15 protein-coding genes are annotated in these 22,225 nt (G+C 33.7%); 8 read left to right on the top strand and 7 right to left on the bottom strand.

The features are described 5' to 3' along the window. The first annotated feature begins 152 nt into the window (after positions 1-152). Positions 153-1,466 (top strand): APC family permease, encoded by a 1,314-nt coding sequence (locus Q7C23_RS15620; protein ID WP_375033411.1) that lies wholly within the window; start codon positions 153-155, stop codon positions 1,464-1,466. A gap of 92 nt (positions 1,467-1,558) precedes the next feature. Here Q7C23_RS15620 and Q7C23_RS15615 read toward each other — a convergent pair whose 3' ends face one another. Further along, a complete protein-coding gene (locus tag Q7C23_RS15615) occupies positions 1,559-4,195 on the bottom strand; it encodes a valine--tRNA ligase (RefSeq protein ID WP_375033410.1) in 2,637 nt (878 codons plus the stop codon). A gap of 207 nt (positions 4,196-4,402) precedes the next feature. Between Q7C23_RS15615 and Q7C23_RS15610 the strand changes: the two genes are divergently transcribed. Beyond that, positions 4,403-4,783, top strand: coding sequence for a DUF1573 domain-containing protein (locus Q7C23_RS15610; RefSeq protein WP_375033409.1), 381 nt, complete (start codon positions 4,403-4,405; stop codon positions 4,781-4,783). 75 nt (positions 4,784-4,858) lie between these two features. On the opposite strand, the gene Q7C23_RS15605 is transcribed toward Q7C23_RS15610, so the two are convergent. From Q7C23_RS15605 to Q7C23_RS15585, 5 genes are all read right to left on the bottom strand, one after another. Then, the gene (locus tag Q7C23_RS15605) at positions 4,859-5,347 is read right to left on the bottom strand and encodes a hypothetical protein (protein WP_375033408.1); all 489 of its coding nucleotides are present in this window, start codon (positions 5,345-5,347) and stop codon (positions 4,859-4,861) included. Positions 5,348-5,447: 100 nt separating this feature from the next. Continuing rightward, positions 5,448-7,577, bottom strand: a complete 2,130-nt coding sequence (locus Q7C23_RS15600) for an OmpA family protein (protein WP_375033407.1) — start codon at positions 7,575-7,577, stop codon at positions 5,448-5,450. An 11-nt stretch (positions 7,578-7,588) separates the two neighbouring features. Continuing rightward, a complete protein-coding gene (locus tag Q7C23_RS15595) occupies positions 7,589-8,518 on the bottom strand; it encodes a type IX secretion system membrane protein PorP/SprF (protein ID WP_375033406.1) in 930 nt (309 codons plus the stop codon). 32 nt (positions 8,519-8,550) lie between these two features. Then, complete coding sequence (locus Q7C23_RS15590; RefSeq protein WP_375033405.1) at positions 8,551-11,184, bottom strand: gliding motility-associated C-terminal domain-containing protein; 2,634 nt, start codon at positions 11,182-11,184, stop codon at positions 8,551-8,553. A gap of 161 nt (positions 11,185-11,345) precedes the next feature. Continuing rightward, positions 11,346-12,668 (bottom strand): PDZ domain-containing protein, encoded by a 1,323-nt coding sequence (locus Q7C23_RS15585; RefSeq protein ID WP_375033404.1) that lies wholly within the window; start codon positions 12,666-12,668, stop codon positions 11,346-11,348. A gap of 122 nt (positions 12,669-12,790) precedes the next feature. On the opposite strand from Q7C23_RS15585, the gene Q7C23_RS15580 reads away from it, so the two are divergent. From Q7C23_RS15580 to lgt, 6 genes are all read left to right on the top strand, one after another. Continuing rightward, positions 12,791-13,987 (top strand): pyridoxal phosphate-dependent aminotransferase, encoded by a 1,197-nt coding sequence (locus tag Q7C23_RS15580; RefSeq protein ID WP_375033403.1) that lies wholly within the window; start codon positions 12,791-12,793, stop codon positions 13,985-13,987. Positions 13,988-14,137: 150 nt separating this feature from the next. Beyond that, on the top strand, positions 14,138-14,893 hold the full coding sequence (locus Q7C23_RS15575; RefSeq protein WP_375033402.1) for a hypothetical protein: 756 nt from the start codon (positions 14,138-14,140) through the stop codon (positions 14,891-14,893). A gap of 164 nt (positions 14,894-15,057) precedes the next feature. Then, positions 15,058-15,729 (top strand): GTP cyclohydrolase I FolE, encoded by a 672-nt coding sequence (gene folE / locus Q7C23_RS15570; RefSeq protein WP_072975704.1) that lies wholly within the window; start codon positions 15,058-15,060, stop codon positions 15,727-15,729. A 63-nt stretch (positions 15,730-15,792) separates the two neighbouring features. Then, the gene (cysS, locus tag Q7C23_RS15565) at positions 15,793-17,271 is read left to right on the top strand and encodes a cysteine--tRNA ligase (protein WP_375033401.1); all 1,479 of its coding nucleotides are present in this window, start codon (positions 15,793-15,795) and stop codon (positions 17,269-17,271) included. A gap of 22 nt (positions 17,272-17,293) precedes the next feature. Then, on the top strand, positions 17,294-17,533 hold the full coding sequence (gene yidD / locus Q7C23_RS15560) for a membrane protein insertion efficiency factor YidD (RefSeq protein ID WP_375033400.1): 240 nt from the start codon (positions 17,294-17,296) through the stop codon (positions 17,531-17,533). A gap of 67 nt (positions 17,534-17,600) precedes the next feature. Beyond that, complete coding sequence (lgt, locus tag Q7C23_RS15555; RefSeq protein WP_375033399.1) at positions 17,601-18,533, top strand: prolipoprotein diacylglyceryl transferase; 933 nt, start codon at positions 17,601-17,603, stop codon at positions 18,531-18,533. Positions 18,534-19,041: 508 nt separating this feature from the next. On the opposite strand, the gene secDF is transcribed toward lgt, so the two are convergent. Beyond that, on the bottom strand, positions 19,042-22,014 hold the full coding sequence (secDF, locus tag Q7C23_RS15550; RefSeq protein WP_375033398.1) for a protein translocase subunit SecDF: 2,973 nt from the start codon (positions 22,012-22,014) through the stop codon (positions 19,042-19,044). Positions 22,015-22,225: the final 211 nt, after the last annotated feature.

Here is a 22,225-nt window from a genome sequence, read left to right as displayed (position 1 = left end):
TTTCCTATTTGAAAAAGCGGGGAAAGTTTTGGCTTTTAAACTTATAAAACCTCATTTAGCAATAGATGAGGTTTTTTATTTTCATAGGCGAGACTGCTTTAAATATCTTTACTTTTGCAGAAAACATTTCAAATTCAACAAAACAAAATTCTATGTCAGATTCCAAACCAAACCAATTAAAAAAAACGCTCGGATTAAGTTTTAACATTGCCGTATTAATTGGAGGAACAATTGGAGTTGGAATTCTGCGAACACCGGGAACTATTGCCGGAATGCTAGATAATTATTGGCTTATTATTGCTTCCTGGCTTTTTGGCGGAGTATATGTTTTAATTGGCGCCAATTCCTATGCAGAACTGGCTACAATGCTTCCGAAAGCCGGAGGCTCTTACAATTACATTAAAAGGGCTTTTGGGGATTATGCCGGCTTTTTATCCGGTTGGTTTGATTATATTACTAATGCCATTCCTCCTGCTTTTTACTGCATTGTAATCAGTGAATATTTGATCATTTTGTTTCCCGGCTTAGCGAGTTATTCTACCGTAATGGCTATTTCGTTACTAGTTGCATTTGTATTGCTGCACTTAAGCGGCGTAAAAAACGGAAGTGCCATTCAGCAAATTACGAGTTTTCTAAAAGTTATTTGCTTTGTCTGTTTGGTCGTTGCCTGTTTTATGTATTCAGGAGTACAACTAGCTCCGATTCCTAAAGACAATACTGCCTTTCAAATTGGACTTATATTCAGCTTTTTTAAATCCTTGCAACTTATCATCGGAACTTATAATGGATGGAACAGCGTTTGCTTTTTTGCTGAAGAGAATGATGATCCGAGTAAAAACATTCCCAAATCATTATATAGTGGTGTGCTTCTGGTTATTGCCATTTATGTTTTGGTAAACGTCGCCTTTTTCCATGTTTTATCACTTGAAAACATAGCAAAGTCAAATTTGGCTGCTGCCGATGTTGCTAATATTATCTTCGGAAAAAATGGAGCTATTATCGTAACTGTAATCTCTATTTTCTCTCTAATTAGCATTCTGAATGCTTTCATGATGATTCCGCCACGAATTTTATATGGCTTAAGCCGAGATGGTTTTTTTACTCAAAAAGGAACTAACGTCAACAAAGGAGGTACTCCAATTACGGCTCTTTTGGTTTCTTCTGTATTCAGTTTGTTTCTGATTTGCATTGGTTCGTTTGAAGTCCTATTTTCATTTGCGGCCTTTACTTCTATTATAGTTTGGGGGTTGGCTTATTGCTCTCTAATAAAACTTAGAAATTCAGAACCAGATTTACTACGTCCCTATCGTTCGGCTTGGTATCCCTGGACCACTATGTTGGCTATTATATTTTCTATCGCATTACTTGCAGGTTTCATTTACAGTGATCCTAAAAGCTTTATTATCATTGTTGGAATTACGTTAGTTTCTCATCCATTGTTTTTGGTTTTGAAAAGAAAGAAGTGAAAGGTGAAATGTGAAATGTGAAAAATAAAAAAAAATCCCAATTCTGAAAAATTCAGCATTGGGATTTTATATTTAAAAGTAAATCCTGATTCTTATTTCAACCCAGCAATACTCTGCTCGATTGTAGCAATTTTTGCCAAAGCATCAGCTTCTTTTTGTTTTTCATTAGCTAAAACTTTCTCCGGAGCTCCAGAAACGAATTTCTCGTTAGACAATTTTGCCTGAACTGACTTTAAGAAACCTTGTGTATAAACCAACTCTGCTGTCAGTTTTGCAACTTCAGCTTCAACATCAATATTTCCTCCTGAAATCGGAATAAAATATTCGTTTGATTTTACACGGAAAGATAATGCTCCATCCACTTTGGCAGAAACATATTCGAAAGCTGAAATATTACCTAATTTCGTTACGATTGAATCAAAATAAGTTGAAATATTCTCACTGTTGATTGCTTTCAATTCGATCGCATCTTTAAACGGAATATTTTTATCTTTTCTAATTGTTCTGATTCCTGAAATTACTTCAATTGTACTTTCAAAATCAGCAATTAAACTCGCATTAAACGGTTTCAATTCTGGCCAGTTTGAAACGATTAAAGCCTCTTCCGGAGTTCTGTCAGCAATTAAATGCCAAATTTCCTCAGTTAAGAATGGCATAAACGGATGAAGTAATTTCAAGTTACTTTCTAACATTACGATTGCTTTATCGAACGTCGCTTTATCAATTGGCTGTTGATATGCCGGTTTGATCATCTCTAAAAACCAAGAACAGAAATCATCCCAAACTAATTTGTAAATCGCCATTAACGCATCTGAAATTCTATATTTCTCGAAATTATCTTCAATGTCAACTAAGGTTTGCTGCAACTTCGCTTCGTACCATTCGATCGCTACTTTTGATGATTCTGGTTGCGGAATAGTTTCAGAAACTTCCCAACCTTTAATCAATTTAAAGGCATTCCAAATCTTGTTTGAGAACGCTTTTCCTTGATTACATAATTCTTCATCAAACATAATATCGTTTCCTGCAGAAGCGCTTAAAAGCAATCCTACACGAACACCATCAGCACCAAATTTTTCGATCAAGTCTAAAGGATCAGGAGAGTTTCCTAATGATTTAGACATTTTACGACGTTGCTTATCACGAACTAAACCAGTCAAATACACATTTGTAAATGGCTTTTCACCAGCATATTCATAACCTGCAATAATCATTCTGGCAACCCAGAAAAACAAGATATCCGGACCTGTAACCAAGTCGTTGGTTGGATAATAATATTTGTAATCTGCACTTTCAGGATCCATTATTCCACCAAAAACTGACATTGGCCATAACCATGATGAAAACCACGTATCAAGTGCATCAACATCTTGTTTTAAGTCAGCTGTTGTAAGTGAGTTGTTAGAAGTTTTTTCTTTAGCTAAAGCTAAGGCATCTTCGATGTTTTCCGCAACTACAAAATCTTCTTTCCCATCTCCATAATAATAGGCCGGAATTTGTTGTCCCCACCATAATTGACGTGAGATATTCCAATCACGAATATTATTCAACCAGTGCGCATAAGTGTTTTCGAAACGTTTTGGATGTAATTTAATATCACCATCAACCAAAACAGATTGGATTGCCGGTTTCACTAAATCTTCCATCTTCAAAAACCATTGATCTGATAATCTTGGTTCGATTACGGCTTTAGTTCTTTCAGATGTTCCCACTTTATTCAAATGGATTTCGGTCTTTGCCAAAGCTCCAATTTCTTCTAATTCTTTTGCAATTTCAGCACGAACCACAAAACGATCTTTTCCTTGATAATGTAATCCGAAACTATTTAGTGTAGCATCTTCATTAAAAATATCAACGATTTCAAGATTGTGCTTCTCCCCTAGCGTTTTGTCATTCATGTCGTGCGCCGGAGTTACTTTCAAACATCCGGTTCCGAATTCAACATCTACATATTCATCTTCGATAATCGGAATAACTCTTCCACAAATAGGAACAATTGCTTTCTTACCTTTCAAATGTGTAAAACGCTCGTCATTTGGGTTGATACAAATTGCAGTATCCCCAAAAATAGTTTCCGGACGTGTTGTTGCAATGGTTAAGAAATCTTCTGAACCTTCAATTTTATATTTTAAGAAAAACAGTTTTCCTTGTTGTTCTTCATAAATAACTTCTTCGTCAGACAAAGTTGTTTTAGCTTCCGGATCCCAGTTTACCATACGGTATCCTCTGTATATTAATCCTTTGTTGTATAAATCTACAAACGATTTAATTACAGATGCCGACATGTCCGGATCCATCGTGAATTTGGTTCTTTCCCAGTCGCAAGAAGCTCCTAACTTTTTAAGTTGGTCAAGTATAACCCCACCATACTTATCTGTCCATTCCCAGGCATGCGCCAAAAATTCTTCGCGGGTTAAATCATTTTTATTGATTCCTTCAGCCTTTAATTTTGCCACCACTTTCGCCTCAGTTGCGATTGATGCATGATCCGTTCCCGGAACCCAGCAAGCGTTGAAACCTTTAAGACGAGCGCGACGAATTAAAACATCCTGAATTGTATTGTTCAGCATATGCCCCATGTGAAGGACTCCTGTCACGTTTGGCGGTGGAATTACAATTGTATAAGGCGTTCTATGATCTGGCTCCGAATGAAAATAGTTATTTTTCATCCAGTAATCATACCATTTATTCTCGATCGTTTTAGCGTCAAATTGTGCTGGAATTGTCATTTTATCTTGGATATGTTATTTCTTTAAATTTAATATTCCTAACAGCTGTTAAACAAGTAACTAAGTCAGAAATTAACTTTGGTTCAATATTTGTAATTATAATTGACAGCAAAAGTAAATAATTAAAGACACTATAAAAAGCGAATTAATAATTTGTGTGTTAATTAAAAGAATGTATATTTACTTACAACTTAAAATAATTTCAAAATGAAAAATGTTGCCTCTTTTATTGCAATCGTATTGTTTAGTGCAATAGGTTACGCACAAAATGGTCCCAAAATTGAATTTGCGGCTCAGGACAATACAATTGATTATGGAAAAATTTCTAAGAGTGATAATGCCGTTCGTTCTTTCGAATTTACAAACACTGGAGATGCACCGCTATTGATTTTAGGTGCCGAATCTACAGTAAGCTCTATTATTGTGACCAAACCTGCAGCTGCCATTCAGCCAGGAAAAAAAGGGAAAATTGACGTAAAATATAATATGGCCGCTGGTCCTATTCGTAAAACTATTACAGTTGAAACCAATGCGGTGAATTATCCTGATGGTCGTGTAGCCTTAAAAATTAAAGGTGAAGTTTTATAAAAAAGAATTTAAACAAAATAGTAAAGCCGTTTCATGAAATTGTGAAACGGCTTTTTCATTTTAAATTTTCTCTACTTATTTTGCTTTTTCAACGCAATCAACAGCTGAGAATTTATATTTCACATTTTCGAAATCTATCGGTTTATCTTTCACTAAATACGTAACTCCCATTGTAGTCTGCATAGTTCCATTACCCAGGATAAGTTGTTTGTCACGTTTTAACAATGCCATCGGATTTTTGAATTTTGTGTCTTTATGTTCGGTATCTACAAACGTGTAATCAATAAACAGCGTATCTCCTTTAAATTCTCCTGTTATTTCTCCGGTTCTTTGCGGAGCCTTGGCAATTTTCATTACCATATCTCCGGATACTTTTCCATTTTTTAGTGTATTTACATTTAAGTCAATCGTATCCTTTTCATATATTGCTTTAAAACACTCCGTATTTACAACCTTTTCACCTTCAGCTTTTGCAGCTTCAATTTGCTTTTGTTTTTCATCATTTTTACAACTTTGAAATCCGATAGAAGCCAAAACCAAACATAATAACACAGTTTTTTTCATAATTTAATTTTTAAGTTCATTCTTATCCTATAAAAATAAATAAAAAAGAAGCCAAAAAAAAGGCTTCTCAATTAAATTTATGTTTTTATTCCGATGAATTTTATAAGTTCTTAATTACAAATTCACTTCGTCGGTTCAATTCGTGATCCTCTTCTGAACAGGCGTCATCTGTTTTACATTTAACAATTGGCACAGATTCCCCATACCCTTTAGCTGAAACTCTATTGGCATTAATACCGGACTGAATAATAAATTCTCTGGTAGAATTGGCTCTTTTTTGAGATAGTTCCTCATTGAATTTCGCATTTCCACGAGAATCTGTATGCGAACCAATTTCGATTACCATTCCCGGATATTTGTTCATCAAAGCCACCACTCGACCTAAAACAACTTTTGATTCTTTACGAATGTACCACATATTATAATCAAAATAAATAGGATCTGTTTTGATAATTAAACGGTCTTTATCTTTTACGACATCTTTTTCTTGTGTCAAAATTTGATTCTCTTTTTCTTTTTTCTTCGCTTCTCCAGCAGCAATTTCATCGGCTTTAGCCTTTTTTGCTGCTTCATTTAGAGCAATAAGAGCCAGCGCTTCTCTATCTTTCTTCTCTTTTTCTAAACGAATTTCTTCTTTTCGTTTGTCCTCAGCATTTTTCTGCTCTTCTAATTTAATCGCATCCAAAGATTTTAGTGCCAATGAACCATCGTTTATACTATTTCTGGTTTTCCCAATTTCTAAAGTTCTTGACTCGTTGGTGTATTTTTCTTTAAAAGCTACAATTGTATAGGAATTTTCGCAGGCAACTGTAAAACTAAATTTTCCATCGGCAGAAGTCGTAATTGTATTTAAAACTTTTTTAGAAGAATCCTGCAACATCACAGTCGAGTTATCAAGTGCTAAATGCGTATCAACATCTGTAATTGTTCCGGCAATAAACTGCTTGCAATCTTCAATAATTAAATCTTTAATTTCTTTGAATTGATAAATATCATCGCTTCCTTTTCCACCTTCTCTGTTAGAAGCAAAATATCCTTCTTTAGTATCAGAATCAATATTAAAAGAGAAATCATCCAAATTAGAGTTTAATGGCAAACCAATATTAAGAGGTTCTGAATATTCATTTCCAGTAATATCTGAAACAAAAACATCCAGAGATCCATAGCCTAAATGTCCATCAGAAGAAAAGTATAATTTATTGTCATTTGAAACAAAAGGAAATTGCTCTCTTTTATCTGTGTTGATTAGTACTCCTAAATTTTTCGGTGTATCAAATGCTCCTTTATTAATATTTACGGAATAAATATCAAAAGAACCAACACTTCCTGGCATATCAGAAGCAAAATACATTACTTTTTCATCAGCGCTAAGAGCAGGATGCTCTGCAGAATAATTTGCGCTATTAAATGGAAGCGCCGTAATATTAGTCCATTTTCCATCCACTAATTCGGCCTTAAAAATTTGAAGATTCGAAATCTTCTCGTCATTTTTCTTTTTTGTTCCGTTTTTAGAATTATTACGTGTAAAATATATTGTTTTACCATCTTTCGTAAAAACAGCATTTGCTTCGTGCATTCCGGTTTTTAGCTCATCAGCAAAATAACTTACATTTGATTCCGTGGCATTAATTTCAGCTAAAGGAACTGTAACCAGATTCAAATACGTTTCATTATCCCACTTAAACTTTTTATCGAATAAGCCAGGTTTTAATTTTACTCCGGCAAAAACTATATTACCTTTATATTTTACAGCCCCAAACTCTGAATTTGGTGTATTAATAGCTAGATTTTTTATATCAAATCGGTTTCCGATTGCAGATACATTTTCAAGTTCGTGAAGCTCATTTTTAAAATAAACAGAATCCTTGCTAGTTGTGGATAAGGCATAATATTGTTTTAAAACCTCATTGGCATCTGCATAGGTATTACTCGCTTTTAATGTTTGAGCATATCTGAAATAATATTCCCTATCTAAATCTTTTCCATACTTTTGAAATAAAAGCCTGTAATAACGTTGTGCCTTTATTAGCTCATTGGTATAATAATAAGAATCGGCTAAGTTTTTGATTACTTCCTGAGAAGGTTTTTCTTCAGCTAATTTTTCATAAAGAATAATAGCTTCACTATAAAATGTTTTATCAAAAAATCTTTGGGCTCTCGCCACATCTTTATCCTGGGCGTTTATAAACTGTATTGAAAATACGAATATAATAACTAGTAGTTTTTTCATATTTTTCATTTTTAAAAGAATCTAGGTGATTTATCATATCCTTTTCCCAATAAGTCTAAATCAAACAGCAGCATAATTTCATGTGTCCCGGAATTGAACTGTCCTAAATTTGAAAGTGTGTAATCGTATGCGTAACCAACTCTAAGAGTAGGCGTAACATTAAAATTAAATAAAGCACTTACTGAATCATCAATTCTATAAGCCATCCCTAATTCAAACTTCTCATTATACAATGCATTCGCTGTCAAATCAACAGAAACTGGAGCTCCTTTTACAAGTCGTGACATAAATGCCGGTTTCAATTTTAAATTATCATTAATTTGAAAAACATATCCTCCTGTAAAAAACATGTGTATTTCTTCAGCACCAAAAGCATTTACCCCTGATTTTTCTTCGATATATTTTGTCTTTAATAAATTAGGTGCTGAAAATCCTACATACAAATTGTCTCTAAAATAATAAGCTCCAACTCCAATATTTGGTTTTGTTGCGTTAATATTTTCGGCGAAAGCCCTATCAACATCGGGATCACTAAAACGGAATCCATTAAAGTTAGTCTGCATTGAAGATACGCCCGCTTTAAGACCTAAGGAAATTTTATTTTTTCCTCCTAAGTTCAACACATAAGCAAAATCGGCGTAAATATTATTTTCTTTTTTTGCACCGTCTCCAATATCGTCAGAAATGAAGGATAGACCAACTTCAACCTTTTCCGTCAAAGCACTGTGTCCAAAAAATGTAAAAGTTTTTGGAGCTCCAACCGCACCAACCCATTGAGTTCTATACAATCCTCCAAAATTCATCATCGCTGGAACACCTGTAGCGTAGGCTGGATTTACTACGCTCATATTATACATATAATGGGTATACTCTGGATCTTGCTGCGCAGAAACCGTGTTTACATAAAAGAGAAAACTTACAAAGAGTATTATTTTTTTCATTTGAAAAATATATTAGGAATGCAAAAAAGAAATTATCGATTTAAATAAAGACGTCCCTGTTGCGGAGGTTTATTGCCTTTATTAAAATTGAGAATATAAAAATAAACTCCATTAGGTGCAATGCCATGGCTAAGTCCTTGCGTTTCGTAATTTATACCGTCCCAGCCTGGTTTATTTTTATAACTTCTATACATTCCGTTTCCGTAACGGTTGAAAATTTCAAGTGTATAATCCGGATATAAAAAATCAATGTCCGGAATAACAAAAGTGTCGTTTATACCATCACCATTTGGAGAAAATCCATCTGGCACAAAGAAAGTATCAGGCACAGTATTACAGTCTGTTAAATCAGGAATAACAGAAAGGTTTTCAAAAGAAAGACAACCAGTTGTTGTATCAAAATCAAAACCGTAATACGTAATATTCTCGCGCAAAATAGTAGTTGACGGAAGAACATTTCCATTATCCGGAGCATCATACCAAACGATTGACGAAGGAATATTTGTGTTATTAGATAAGTCTGCAATCGTCGGAACGTCAGTACCGCAAAAATTTTGCCCATCCGGATTCAATTCAGGTGCCGGAGTGTCTTTTAACGTCACTGTAATCATGGTTGGATCTGACTCACAGTCTAATATTGTCTGTCTCACCCAGTAGCTTTCAGATTTTAAAAGATAAGTATCCTCAAGAGGGGTTGTTTCAGTTGCAGAAATATACCATTTGTATTGAGCACCATTAGGTTCTAAATTAGCAATTGTAGCTCTATCTGACTTACAAAAAGACTGATCAAGGGCAGTTGGTGCAACTGGAATAGGATTTAATAAAAAAGCATTTGCAACACCGCTTACATTTACACCACAATTTGTAATATTATTTGTCAAATTCGTTACCGTCGCAGTTGTAGACCCCAAGTTTAAAAGTAAATCAGCAGGAACCACAAAACTTGCATTACCACCCGTAGCGGTTAAATCGATCGTTTGTAATGTTGATGTATTACTTCCTGACAACACATAAGATAATTTAACATCTGTTAAACTTCCTAATCCTGAAACCGAGGCGGTGACAGGTGAACCAAAGCAGACATCGTTAATTTGTATTCGTAAGCCTGATACATTCGGCAATGAATTTACAAGAAGATTTCCTTTCAAATCTGCTGCATTTTCACATGGTGTCACGACCAGCGCGATACTTGTAATTTCAATTTCCGTAGTACCACTTTTGGCATTTAATATTCCGGGAATTATAAAATCATTGGCAATTCCCCCTGCAAAGGTAACTCTTGCAATCTGACCTGAAACCGTATTTGCACCCGACAAATTATATGTAATTTGATATATTCCATCAGCTACCTTAGCTGCATCCGAAATTTGTACAGTTGCATCAGCACCCTGACAAGTTACTGCCTGTACAATTTTGGCTCCTGTTAAATCAGGAATAGGATAAATAGTTAATTCACCAGATAAATCATTGATAATGTTAGTACAGGCACGAGAACTATTTTCAGCAACAATATTGAGAATCTTTACCGTAAAATGCCCAATTTGTTGAAAGTAATCCGATTTTATTGGAAATATTAAAACTCCATTAATAAAATTCGCCGTTATAGTTTCACTAGCTGCATTAGGTCCAGACACACTATAGCTAACAAAATAAGTAGTGTTCGGTATAGCTGCCGGTCCTTTCGTGATTTTCACAGAATAAGTAGCTGTCGGGATATCTTTTTCACATAAATTGGGTGGATCTATAAAAACTTCAGCTCCAGTAAAATCGAGTTTTTTTTCAAGTCTTATTCTAACGGTTGACTGTCTGTCTGAACAAATAGGATTTGTAGATTTGACTCTATAACCATACGAATAAGTTCCCTCCCCTTTTGCATCGAATATTTTTTGAAGATCCACAAAATGATCTGTTGAAGAGGTTAACTCTCCTGTGGCGCTAAGATCAATCCATACTCCATCAGGATCTTGCCCTGTAAGCAAATTATTTAAATCATAATTTGTATAAGCAGCCAAACCATCTGTACCACATAAAGATAAATTTTTTGGATCTCCAGATTCAGGTGATCTAAAAATTGTGATTATTGCCGTTGAAGACATCGCCGGACAAGTACTAATTGCAGGCATTGTGTAAGTGAATTGGAAGGTTCCTTCCAAATTCTCTACATTAATAACAGCACCTACATTCCGATTTGTTGTATCATTATGCCATTGCCCATTAGAATGCGGCCCCATGCCAACTCCATTAAAAGCTGAAAAAAGATTAAAGGTTTCAACAGCACTACAAACCGAAACGTTTGGAGAAGTGATACCGGAATATCCTCCAATTGTAAGTGTAAGAGTTGCAGAATTATCAGGACAAAGAGGAAGACCTTCAACCTTATAAGTATAATGATAAACACCACTCTGGCGAATAAGTTGGACATTTAAAACTCCTGTCAATACGTCTAAACCTCCCGTTTCATCATCATCCGTCCATTCTCCGCCAGGAACAGGTGAACCTTTTAACAAATCAAATAAATTGAGTGTTTGGTTGCTTACATCAGAAACGTTGCAAATAGTCACGTCATTATCTTCACCAGCACATTGCGCATAAGTTGTCGCAGAGATATAAAAAAGAAAAACAAAAGACAGGATTACTTTTAAGAAATTAGAGTATTTTTCCACCATAAACTATTAATTTGGTATAAACTTAATAAAATTATAGCGCTAGTGAACTACTATTTCCTTTTAAACAACAAAATTTAAATGATATTCAAATAATCTCAAAAAATATTATTGATAATCATCATTTTAATATAAAATTACACATATATTTCAGTAGCATTTTCCTATAATTCATCTTCTAATCTAAACTTAAATTTCAAAATTAAACTATCCCGCTCTACTTCCAAAGTAATCCAAATATCCTCTTCCGATTTTAAAAGTGTATTTATTTGTTGTAAAGAATATTTATAAGGTTTATTTTGATTAATACTGACGATAATATCTCCAGGTCTTAAACCACATTTTTCAGCTGTTGAGTTTTTACGAATATTTACAATTTCATAGACCGGCTTTAATGAGAACTTATATCTAAAATTATCATCTTTTCTATTATCTGTAACTTCATTCGGAGATGAAGCAACCTGGACAGTTTGTAAATGAACAGTCTCCTGAACCCATTGCAGACCATTATGTTGAACAGTTATTCCACTTTTATTATAAGTAAAAGGTTCAGAAAATTTACTATTTTTTTTAAGAAACATTTTTTTATCCTGGTAATCTAAAATCACAGTAAAACGCTTCAAGATTTCCCCACCAACAGAACCAATACGACCAGGAACCATTCTGACATTTTTAATAGACGTTAAATCAGGAAAAGCAACAATTGGATTTTTAAAATCAAACTCATCAACAGAAAATTTTGCAATTTTTGCCCTATGCCCTTCAACATCACCACTAAATCCTTTTCCTAAAAAATCGGGAAAATTCTTTTTAGGCAGTTTAATTTTGTTATTTTCAAAAATCCAAAAGGCATCACTATTACCAATATCAATAAGTAATTTAGCGTCAATATTAACACTATCAACAACAACATTTGCAACAATATAAGGCTTCGCTCGTTCGATTGTAATAGGAACTGTCGTAAACTTTTTCTCAATTCTTTTTCGGTTTTTTTCATTGTTACTATGGATAATAACTTTTTTCTTCTGATAATTGACTTCAACCAAATTATTTTTAAAAAATTGATAACCAATAATACCATTGACAGGAATTCCAATATGAGACGACAGATTAAAGCTTTGATCTAAAATTATATACAACAAATGATTATGCGATTTTAATCCATGAGTTTCCAATACATTATTTGCAGACTTCAGCCCTTCAATTTCTTCTTCAGCTCCCAATCCTCTTAATTTTACCTTTTCTACATTATTAAAGCTTACTTCTTTTTTGTCTTCCATACTAAACAAAATAGTTTCCTCGACACCTGAATCTAACAAGAAATTCAACTCGATTCCATTTACTTTTATCGGTATAAGAACAAGATTATTAATGAGTTTAAAGGGTATAGCTACCTGAGTTCTGTGGTCCGAAATGGTAAAATCTTGCTGAGCCAAAAGTGAAAAAGGTAAGAAAAGCCCAAAAAACAACATGAAATATTTTTTCATTGATAAAATTTTAGGATAAAATTAATAAAAATATTGATAATTGTTACATTTTCGTAACACCCCATAATGTTTACGTTAAATTGAAAAAAAAAATGCAAATTTGCACTTCAATAATAAAGCTCATGCCAACAATTTCACACAAAGGCAGAAACATGCCCGAATCACCGATACGCAAACTCGCTCCTTATGCAGACATTGCAAAACAAAAAGGACACAAAGTGTATCACTTAAACATTGGTCAACCGGATATTAAGACACCCGAAGTGGCCATCGAGGCGGTAAAAAATATTGATTTAACTATTATAGAATACAGTCCGTCTGCCGGATATGAAAGTTATAGAAAAAAATTAGCAAAATTTTACCAACGTCAAAACGTAAATGTTAACTCAGAAGACATCATTATAACTACTGGTGGCTCTGAAGCCTTATTATTTGCACTAGCCACAATCACAGACCCTGGAGATGAAATCATTATTCCTGAGCCTTTTTATGCTAATTATCACGCATTTGCATCATCAACCAGTGCAACAGTAGTACCTCTTGTTTCAACTATCGAAACTGCATTTGCCTTGCCAGGTATCGAAGAAGTTGAAAAGTTGATTACTCCAAAAACTAAAGCCATTTTAATTTGTAACCCTGGAAATCCAACAGGTTACTTATATTCTGAAGCTGAAATTAAACAATTAGCAGGTTTAATCAAAAAACACGATTTGTATTTAATCGCTGATGAAGTTTATCGCGAATTCTTATATGACGGAGATGACGTTCATTTTTCTGTAATGAACCTTGAAGATGTACAGCAAAACGTAATCATGGTCGATTCAGTTTCAAAACGCTACAGTATGTGTGGCGCTAGAATTGGCTGTCTGGTTACTAAAAACAAAGACGTTTTAGCAACTGTGATGAAATTTGCTCAGGCACGTTTGAGTCCACCAACGATCGAACAAATTGCTTGTGAAGCTGCAATAGATACTCCACAAAGCTATTTTGACGAAGTGATATCAGAATACAAAAGCCGTCGCGATACTTTAATTACCGAATTAAATAAAATTGAAGGCGTAATTGTAACAAAACCAAAAGGAGCTTTTTATTGTATTGCTCAATTGCCAATTGAAAACTCAGAAGACTTTGCGCAATGGCTTTTAGAAAGTTACGATCTTAATGGTGAAACTGTAATGGTTGCTCCTGCTGCTGGTTTTTACTCGACTCCGGGGATGGGATTGAATCAGGTAAGAATTGCTTATGTTTTAAACAAAGCAGACTTAATTAAAGCTGTTAACGTTTTAAAAGAAGCACTTTTAGTTTATAATAAAAGATAAAGATCAAAAATATTTATTCCAAAATCTGTTTTAACTTAGATGTTGAAACAGATTTTTTTTGCTCTGTATTTTTTTTCAAATAAAGTACTAAAAAAGTTTTGATGTAATTAGTTCTTAGTAAATTAGCTATAGACTTATAGGCTTTTTATCATGAAAAAGTTAATTATAATAGTATTTCCCTTTCTGATATCAACATCGTTTACTATTGATTACAATAGTTTGGATGCAAAAGATAATCTTAGAATTAAACCTCTTTTTAATCCTCAAAACGAAAGTATAGAATATTATCGTAAACATATTAACCGCGCTTTTTCATTATTAAAAAAACAGAAAAAGAAAATTGATTTAGAACTCAATAAAAACGAAAAAGCACATATTCTTTCTGTTGCTTTTCCAGAAATGTTACGATACGATTCTTACTCAGACTATTTGGAAACCTCCTCAAACAGAGTTTTATATGTTAATGAAGGAAAGAATGCATCTGATTTTTCAACTGGTTATTTCCAAATAAAACCTTCCTTTCTAGAAGATTTAGAAAATTATGTGGCTATCACTGAAAGTTTAAAGCAGTATAATTGGATTCTTATTCAAAAGAAAAATGAAACAGAGGTAAGAAAAGAAAGAATAAAGCGTCTGGCAAATTTTCAATGGCAACTTCGATATCTAAAAGTTTTCTGGTATGTTGCTGAATACAAATTTCAAAACATTGATTTTAAAACCACAGAAGACAAAATTAGATTTTTCGCCACTGCCTATAATTATGGATTTACTAAACCTGAGAAAGAAATAACAAAATACCAATCTGCAAAAAAATTCTCCCCTGAAGAAACTAATACCAGGAAATTTGCTTTTTCCGATTTTTCAATTGATTTTATAAAAACGTACTCTTATTTCCTCGATCAATAAATATAAATTAATAAAAACGTAAACTAAAAAACACCTAAACAGTCTTAATTTAAACTATATCTAAAAAGGATCGATTAAATAGTAAAAACGATAGAAAAGGTTTCCTTTTTATTAATTATCTTTACCGCCTTAAAAAGATATACCCATTATAATAGTAGTTTTTAATGATAAATAACGAAGATTTTTTAGACGAAATAGGAGACAATCATTTTAGCAGCAACGCGAAAAACCCTGTAAGACAGGATGCTTTTGACTTAACAGATGATGAAAAAATAGAAAAAATAAAAAAAGATGTCGAAAACATTCTACAAACTCTTGGAATGGATTTGACAGACGACAGCATAAAAGGTACTCCAAATAGAGTAGCAAAAATGTTTGTAAAGGAAATTTTTGGTGGCTTAAACCCTTCAAAACAACCAAAAGCTTCTACTTTTGACAATAATTACAAATACGGTGAAATGTTAGTCGAGAAAAACATCACTGTTTATTCTACCTGCGAACACCATTTACTGCCAATTATTGGTAGAGCCCACGTAGCTTATATTTCTAGCGGAAGAGTTATCGGTTTATCTAAAATGAACCGTATTGTAGAATATTATGCAAAAAGACCTCAGGTTCAGGAGCGTCTTACTATGCAAATTGTTCAGGAACTTCAAAAAGCTTTAGGTACAGAAGATGTTGCCTGCGTTATTGACGCTAAACACCTTTGTGTAAATTCAAGAGGAATTAAAGATATCGAAAGCAGCACAGTAACATCTGAATTTGGTGGAAAATTTAAAGATCCTCAAACGAAAAGAGAGTTCTTGGATTACATCAAATTAGATACGCAATTTTAATCGTTAACTACTCCAACGATTAAACAAATCAACAAATTAAACGATTAAACAGTAAAAACGAATATGCCTTTATATACAAGTCAACATCTAAAAATATACAATTCACTTTCGGGTGAAAAAGAAAATTTCAACCCAATTCATGAAGGAAATGTTGGAATGTATGTTTGCGGACCTACGGTTTATAGCAATGTACACTTAGGAAATGTGAGAACTTTTATGTCTTTCGACGTTATATTCAGGTATTTTTTACACCTTGATTATAAAGTTCGCTACGTTCGTAATATTACAGACGTAGGACACATTGTAGATGATGTTGATGAAGGCGAAGATAAAATCGCCAAAAAAGCGCGTTTGGAGCAATTGGAACCGATGGAAGTTGTGCAGCGCTATACAGTAGATTTTCATGACATTTTAAAGTCATTTAATTTTCTGCCGCCAAGTATTGAACCAACTGCAACAGGGCATATTATTGAACAAATTGAGATCATTAAAAAAATTATCGATACCGGAATTGGCTATGAAGCCAACGGATCTGTTTATTTTGATGTTGTAAAATATAACGAAACCAACAATTACGGAGTTTTAAGCGGTCGAAATATAGAAGACATGCTGGCCAATACACGTGATCTTGATGGTCAGTCAGACAAAAGAAATCCACAGGATTTTGCACTTTGGAAAAAAGCAGAACCAGAGCATATAATGAGATGGCCTTCACCCTGGAGTGATGGTTTTCCGGGTTGGCATTTAGAATGTACTGCAATGAGCACCAAATATCTTGGTAATCATTTTGATATTCACGGTGGTGGAATGGATTTAAAATTCCCACACCACGAATGTGAAATTGCCCAGAATGAAGCTTGTACTGGTCAGTCTCCGGTAAATTACTGGATGCACGCCAATATGCTGACCTTAAACGGAAAGAAAATGGCAAAATCAACTGGCAATAATATTTTACCAGGTGAGATTTTAAGTGGAGACAATACTATTTTAAGCAAAGCTTTCTCGGCATCTGTAACACGATTTTTTATGCTGCAGGCACATTACAGAAGTATATTGGATTTTTCTGATGATGCGATTGTGGCTGCCGAAAAAGGTTACAAACGATTAATGGAAGCTGTTGAGGCCTTGCCCGCTATTGCAGCCAGCGCAACAAGTTCTATTAATATTACCTCTTGGAAACAATTGTGCTACGACGCGATGAACGACGATTTCAATACACCAATTTTAATTGCGCAGTTGTTTGAAGCGGTTCGCTATATCAATTTATTAAAAGAAGAAAAAGAAACGATCACTGCCGAAGATTTAAAAATTTTTACAACAGCAATTAATGCTTTTGTTTTTGATGTTTTAGGTTTAAGCGACGAAAAGGCTACTGACAGCAACAATGATAAATTAGAAGGTGTCGTAAACATGCTTATCGCAATGAGAAATCAGGCCAGAGCAGATAAAAACTTTGCACTTTCTGACCAAATCCGAGATCAATTGATTGCTTTAGGCATTCAGCTGAAAGACGGAAAAGACGGTACAACTTTTTCTGTATAATCAATTCATTTTCTAATAAACCATGAAAGTCATTACGCCATTTGTTTTATTAGTACGCTTTTATCAAACCGCCATTTCGCCATTTACTCCGGCGTCATGCCGTTTCGAACCAACATGCTCGAGCTATATGATTGAAGCACTGCAAAAACACGGATTATTTTATGGCGGTTACTTAGGAATGAAACGTATTTTGAGCTGTCACCCTTGGGGAAGAACAGGCTACGATCCGGTTCCTGAGAAGAAATATTCACACAAACATTAACTTTTTATAAAGAGGAACTCTACTTTAAATATTTATTTTTACAACCAATAAAAAAATACAATACTACATGACACACGCCTTAAACCTTGTTTGGAACCCTTCAGAAGGAATCAATTTAGGATTTTTTATGATTCGCTATTACAGTCTAATGTTCGTAATTGCTTTTGGTTTAGGATGGTTCCTAATGAAAAAAATCTTCGAACGCGAAAATGAATCCATTGATAAATTAGACTCTTTATTTGTTTGGACCGTTTTAGCAACTTTAGCAGGCGCACGTTTAGGACATGTTTTATTTTACGATTGGGAGTATTTCAGAAATCATTTACTTGAAATCTTTTTACCTTTCAGATTTGAACCTAAATTTGAATTCACAGGTTTCCAGGGTCTTGCAAGTCATGGTGCAGCCATTGCAATCATTATCGCAATGTACTATTACAGCAAAAAGATCCTGAAACGCCCTTTATTATGGATTTTAGACCGCGTAGTTATTCCGGTGGCAAGTGGTGCTGTTTTTGTACGTTTAGGAAATTTTTTTAATTCTGAAATCATCGGACACGAAACTTCTTCTGCATTTGGAATTCGTTTTTTACACGACAAATTCAGTAAAGCTGAAGCCGTAAATGCAACTCAAATCGCAGATCCAAAAGAAGCTTACAATGCAATTGTACACGATCCAAAATTCGCTGAATTATTAGCGCAAGTTCCTGCAAAGCATCCAACTCAATTATACGAAGGAATTTGCTATATTTTCGTATTTGCCATTTTGTACTTCTTATACTGGAAAACAAATACAAGACTTAAATCAGGATTCTTATTCGGGTTATTTCTAGTTCTTTTATTTGTTATACGTTTCATCGTCGAGTTCGTAAAAGAAAGCCAAGGCGGAATTGAAGAAGAATTAGGCTATTTCTCAACCGGACAATGGTTAAGCATCCCTTTTATCATTATCGGTCTTTTCTTTATCATTAGAGCACAAAGAAATCCTTTAGCAGCATCTTAAAATACAATTATAACATAGAAAATCGCCCAGTACTAAGTATTGGGCGATTTTTTTTGGGGTTAGTAGTAAATAGAAAATTCATTTACAACTTGTAACACCTTTGATCTATTGAAGTTCCTTCTCCTAATTTTTATTTTCAGGAGCAGAAAGTAGCTTTTCCAAAAGAACGTTCAGTTCTGCTATCCGCTATATTCCCGATTAAAAAAAACTACGACTAAAGAAACTTGTTTTTCTAAATCGGGAGATATCGCTCCTATCGGGGCTAGATAAGAAATCTATTTTTCAAAAGGAATGTAGAACTATTAAAATCCACTCATCAATCGTGATACCATTATATCGGAAAAAGTTAATTCAATCCATAATAACTAACGATATACATAAAATAAAAGCATGAACAATACCAAACCACCTCTATAATAAATACATTTAAATACTGGAACTAAAAAAATGAACAAAAAAAAGATCCAGTTTTCACTGGATCTTTTTTTATATATAAACTAGCAGTTAATTATGCTTGATTATGTTTGTCTTCGATTGTATGTTTATCATCTTTAGAAATTGTATCAACCAATACTGGCGTAGCAATAAATAATGAAGAATAAGTACCTACAACAATACCAATTAACATCGCAAAGATAAATCCTCTGATTGATTCTCCTCCAAAGATAAACATCGTTAATAATACAATGATCATCATTAATGACGTATTCAACGTTCTTGATAATGTAGTATTAATAGAAGCGTTTACGATATCTTCAAAACTACCTTTACGGTTTCCGATAATAAACTCTCTAATTCTGTCAAATACAATTACGGTATCATTCATAGAGTATCCAATAACGGTAAGAATCGCAGCAATAAAGTGCTGATCCATTTCCATATGGAAAGGCATGAATTTATAACATAAAGAGTAGATTCCTAACACAAAGATTACGTCATGCGCAACAGCTGCTATCGCACCTAATGAATATTGCCATTTACGGAAAGAAATCATTAAGTATAAGAAAATAACTGCCATCGCACCAAGAACAGCCCAGTATGAGTTTGTTTTGATATCTTCAGAGATAGAAGCTCCAACTTTAGAAGATTGCAATACTCCAACTTTTTTACCATCAAATGTGTTAGTGAATTTCTCATAAGAAACATTAGGGAAATATTTCGCTAATGCATCATATAATTTTTTGTTCACTTCTTCATCAACAGCAACACCGTCTTCTTTAATCTTATACTTAGTAGTGATTTTCAACTGATCATCATCACCTAAAATTTTAGCTTCAACAGGAGTTCCAAAAGCAGTAGATAATTCATCTGAAACAACTGTAGCATCTACTGGCTTTTCAAATTTAACCTGGAAAGTTCTTCCTCCAACAAAATCAACACCTTCATCTAATCCGTTTACGAAGAAGATAGAAATCAAACTTACCACAACTACAATAGAAGAGAAGATATAAGTGAATTTTTTGATTTTGATAAAGTCAAAATGGAAATTAGTAAACCAGTTTTTAGTAATATTAGTAGAAAAAGTTAAATCACCTTTTCCAGCAATATTTCTGTCAATGAAAATTCTCGCGATAAAAATTGATGTAAACAATGAAGTTACGATACCAATTAACAATGTTAAAGCAAAACCTTTAATTGGTCCTGTTCCAAAAATAAACAAGATTGCTCCAGTTAAAACGTGAGTTACGTTTGCATCAATAATAGAACGCATTGCACCGTGCCATCCGTAAGAAGCAACAACAGCCTCAGACAATGATTTTCCTTCACGCAATTCTTCTTTTGCTCTTTCAAATATAATAATGTTAGCATCTACCGCAGTACCTAATGTTAATACGATACCTGCAATACCTGGTAATGTTAATACAAAACCAAAACTTGCCATAATTCCAAACAAGAATAGTAAGTTTAATAATAACGCAAGGTTAGCATACCAACCTGCTTTACCATAATAGAATACCATCCATAAACAAACTAATAAAAATCCTAATACAGATGAAATTGTACCAGCATCAATTGCAGCCTGACCTAAAGATGGTCCTACAACAGTTGATTGGATAATATCTGCAGAAGCTGGCAATTTACCTGCATTCAATACGTTTGCTAAATCTTTAGTTTCAGCCACATCAAAAGAACCTGTAATTTCAGATCTTCCTCCAGCGATTGGACCACTAGTAACACCAGGAGCAGAATATACAATGTTATCTAAAACAATAGCAATATAACTTTTTTGAGCAAAAGCTCTACCTGTCAATTCTTCCCAAACTTTAGCACCCTGGCTGTTCATTTGCATAGAAACAGCTGGTTTTCCTAATTGGTCAAAAGTATCTTTTGCATCAGTAACAACACCACCGCTCATAGCAGGTACGTTATCTCTGTTTCCTTTTAAAGCATATAATTCAACTGCTTCAACTTCTTTTCCTTTAGCATCTTTTAAAGTAGTTGGTTTACTCCATACAAATTTTGCATTGTGTTGGTCAGCAGCCAATAAAACTCTAATTTCTGGTCTTTTAAAATAAGCATTGATAGTAGCAGTATCTTTTGGAGCAAAGTAAGCTAAAACTGGTCCACCACCCTGACCTAATATTTTGTCAAATAACGGGTTGTTTCCTTTTTTAACATCAACAGAATCTTTAGCATCAGTCAATAAAGCATTCAATGAATCTTTAGCAACTGCTTTAGTTTCTGTTTTTTTAACTTCAGTTTTTTTCAAAGCTTCGTTAGTAGCAACTAAGAAGTTTCCAATTTCTTCAATTTTATAAGTTTCCCAAAACTCTAATTGAGCTTTTCCACCTAATAATTTCTTGATTCTATCAACATCTTTAGCACCTGGAAGCTCAACTAAAATTCTTCCAGTTTCTCCTAATTTTTGAATGTTTGGTTGAGTTACACCAAATTTGTCAATACGCTCTCTTAATACTTTGTAAGCACTTTCGATAGACTCATCAACTTTTTTCTTAATTACTTTTTGAGCTTGCGCATCAGTCATTTGGAAATCAATTCCACCTTCACCTTGTAAGCTTCTGTTTGCAAAGATATCTGGCGAAGCTAATTTTGTAGTTCCGTTTGAGTTTGCTTCAAATGCCTCAAAAAACTTATTTAAATAGGTTTTGTTTCCTTCTAAATTTGCAGTCGCATCAGCTAATGATTTATTAAATACCGGATTTTTAGAATTGTTTGACAATCCTTTCAATACATCCTTAACAGAGATTTGAAGAATTACGTTGATTCCTCCTTCTAAGTCAAGACCTTTATTTAATTGTTTGTTTTTTACTTCATCATAAGTAAAATTTGTAAAACCAAGATTTAGTACCTCTACTTTACCAATAGAATCTAAATATTTTAGCTCTTTATCAGGATTGTCTCCTGCAAAAGCTTTAGCTTCACTTTTGACGCTGTTTGCCACAAAAGTGAACGAAAGTTGGTAAATACTTACCAATGCAAATAGAATTGCGAAAAATTTAATAAGTCCTTTATTCTGCATTATTACTAAAAATTAATTATGTTTTATTGTTTGTTTTTGTTTTAAAGTCCCATAAAATAAGCCCTGACATCATTTTTTAAAACTAAAAAACCAGATCACGAATTACAACATTTTTTTTAAACCGAGCAAATATATAATTCTCGAAAAGATTAACCAATTTATTTATTAATTAATCTCAAAAAAAAGACTGCAAAAGTGCAGCCTTTTCCTT

The sequence above is a fragment of the Flavobacterium sp. LAR06 genome, from assembly GCF_041946075.1.
Taxonomy (GTDB): domain Bacteria; phylum Bacteroidota; class Bacteroidia; order Flavobacteriales; family Flavobacteriaceae; genus Flavobacterium.
Note: the sequence above shows the minus strand (reverse complement) of the source record. Positions and strands in the feature narration are given on the sequence as shown.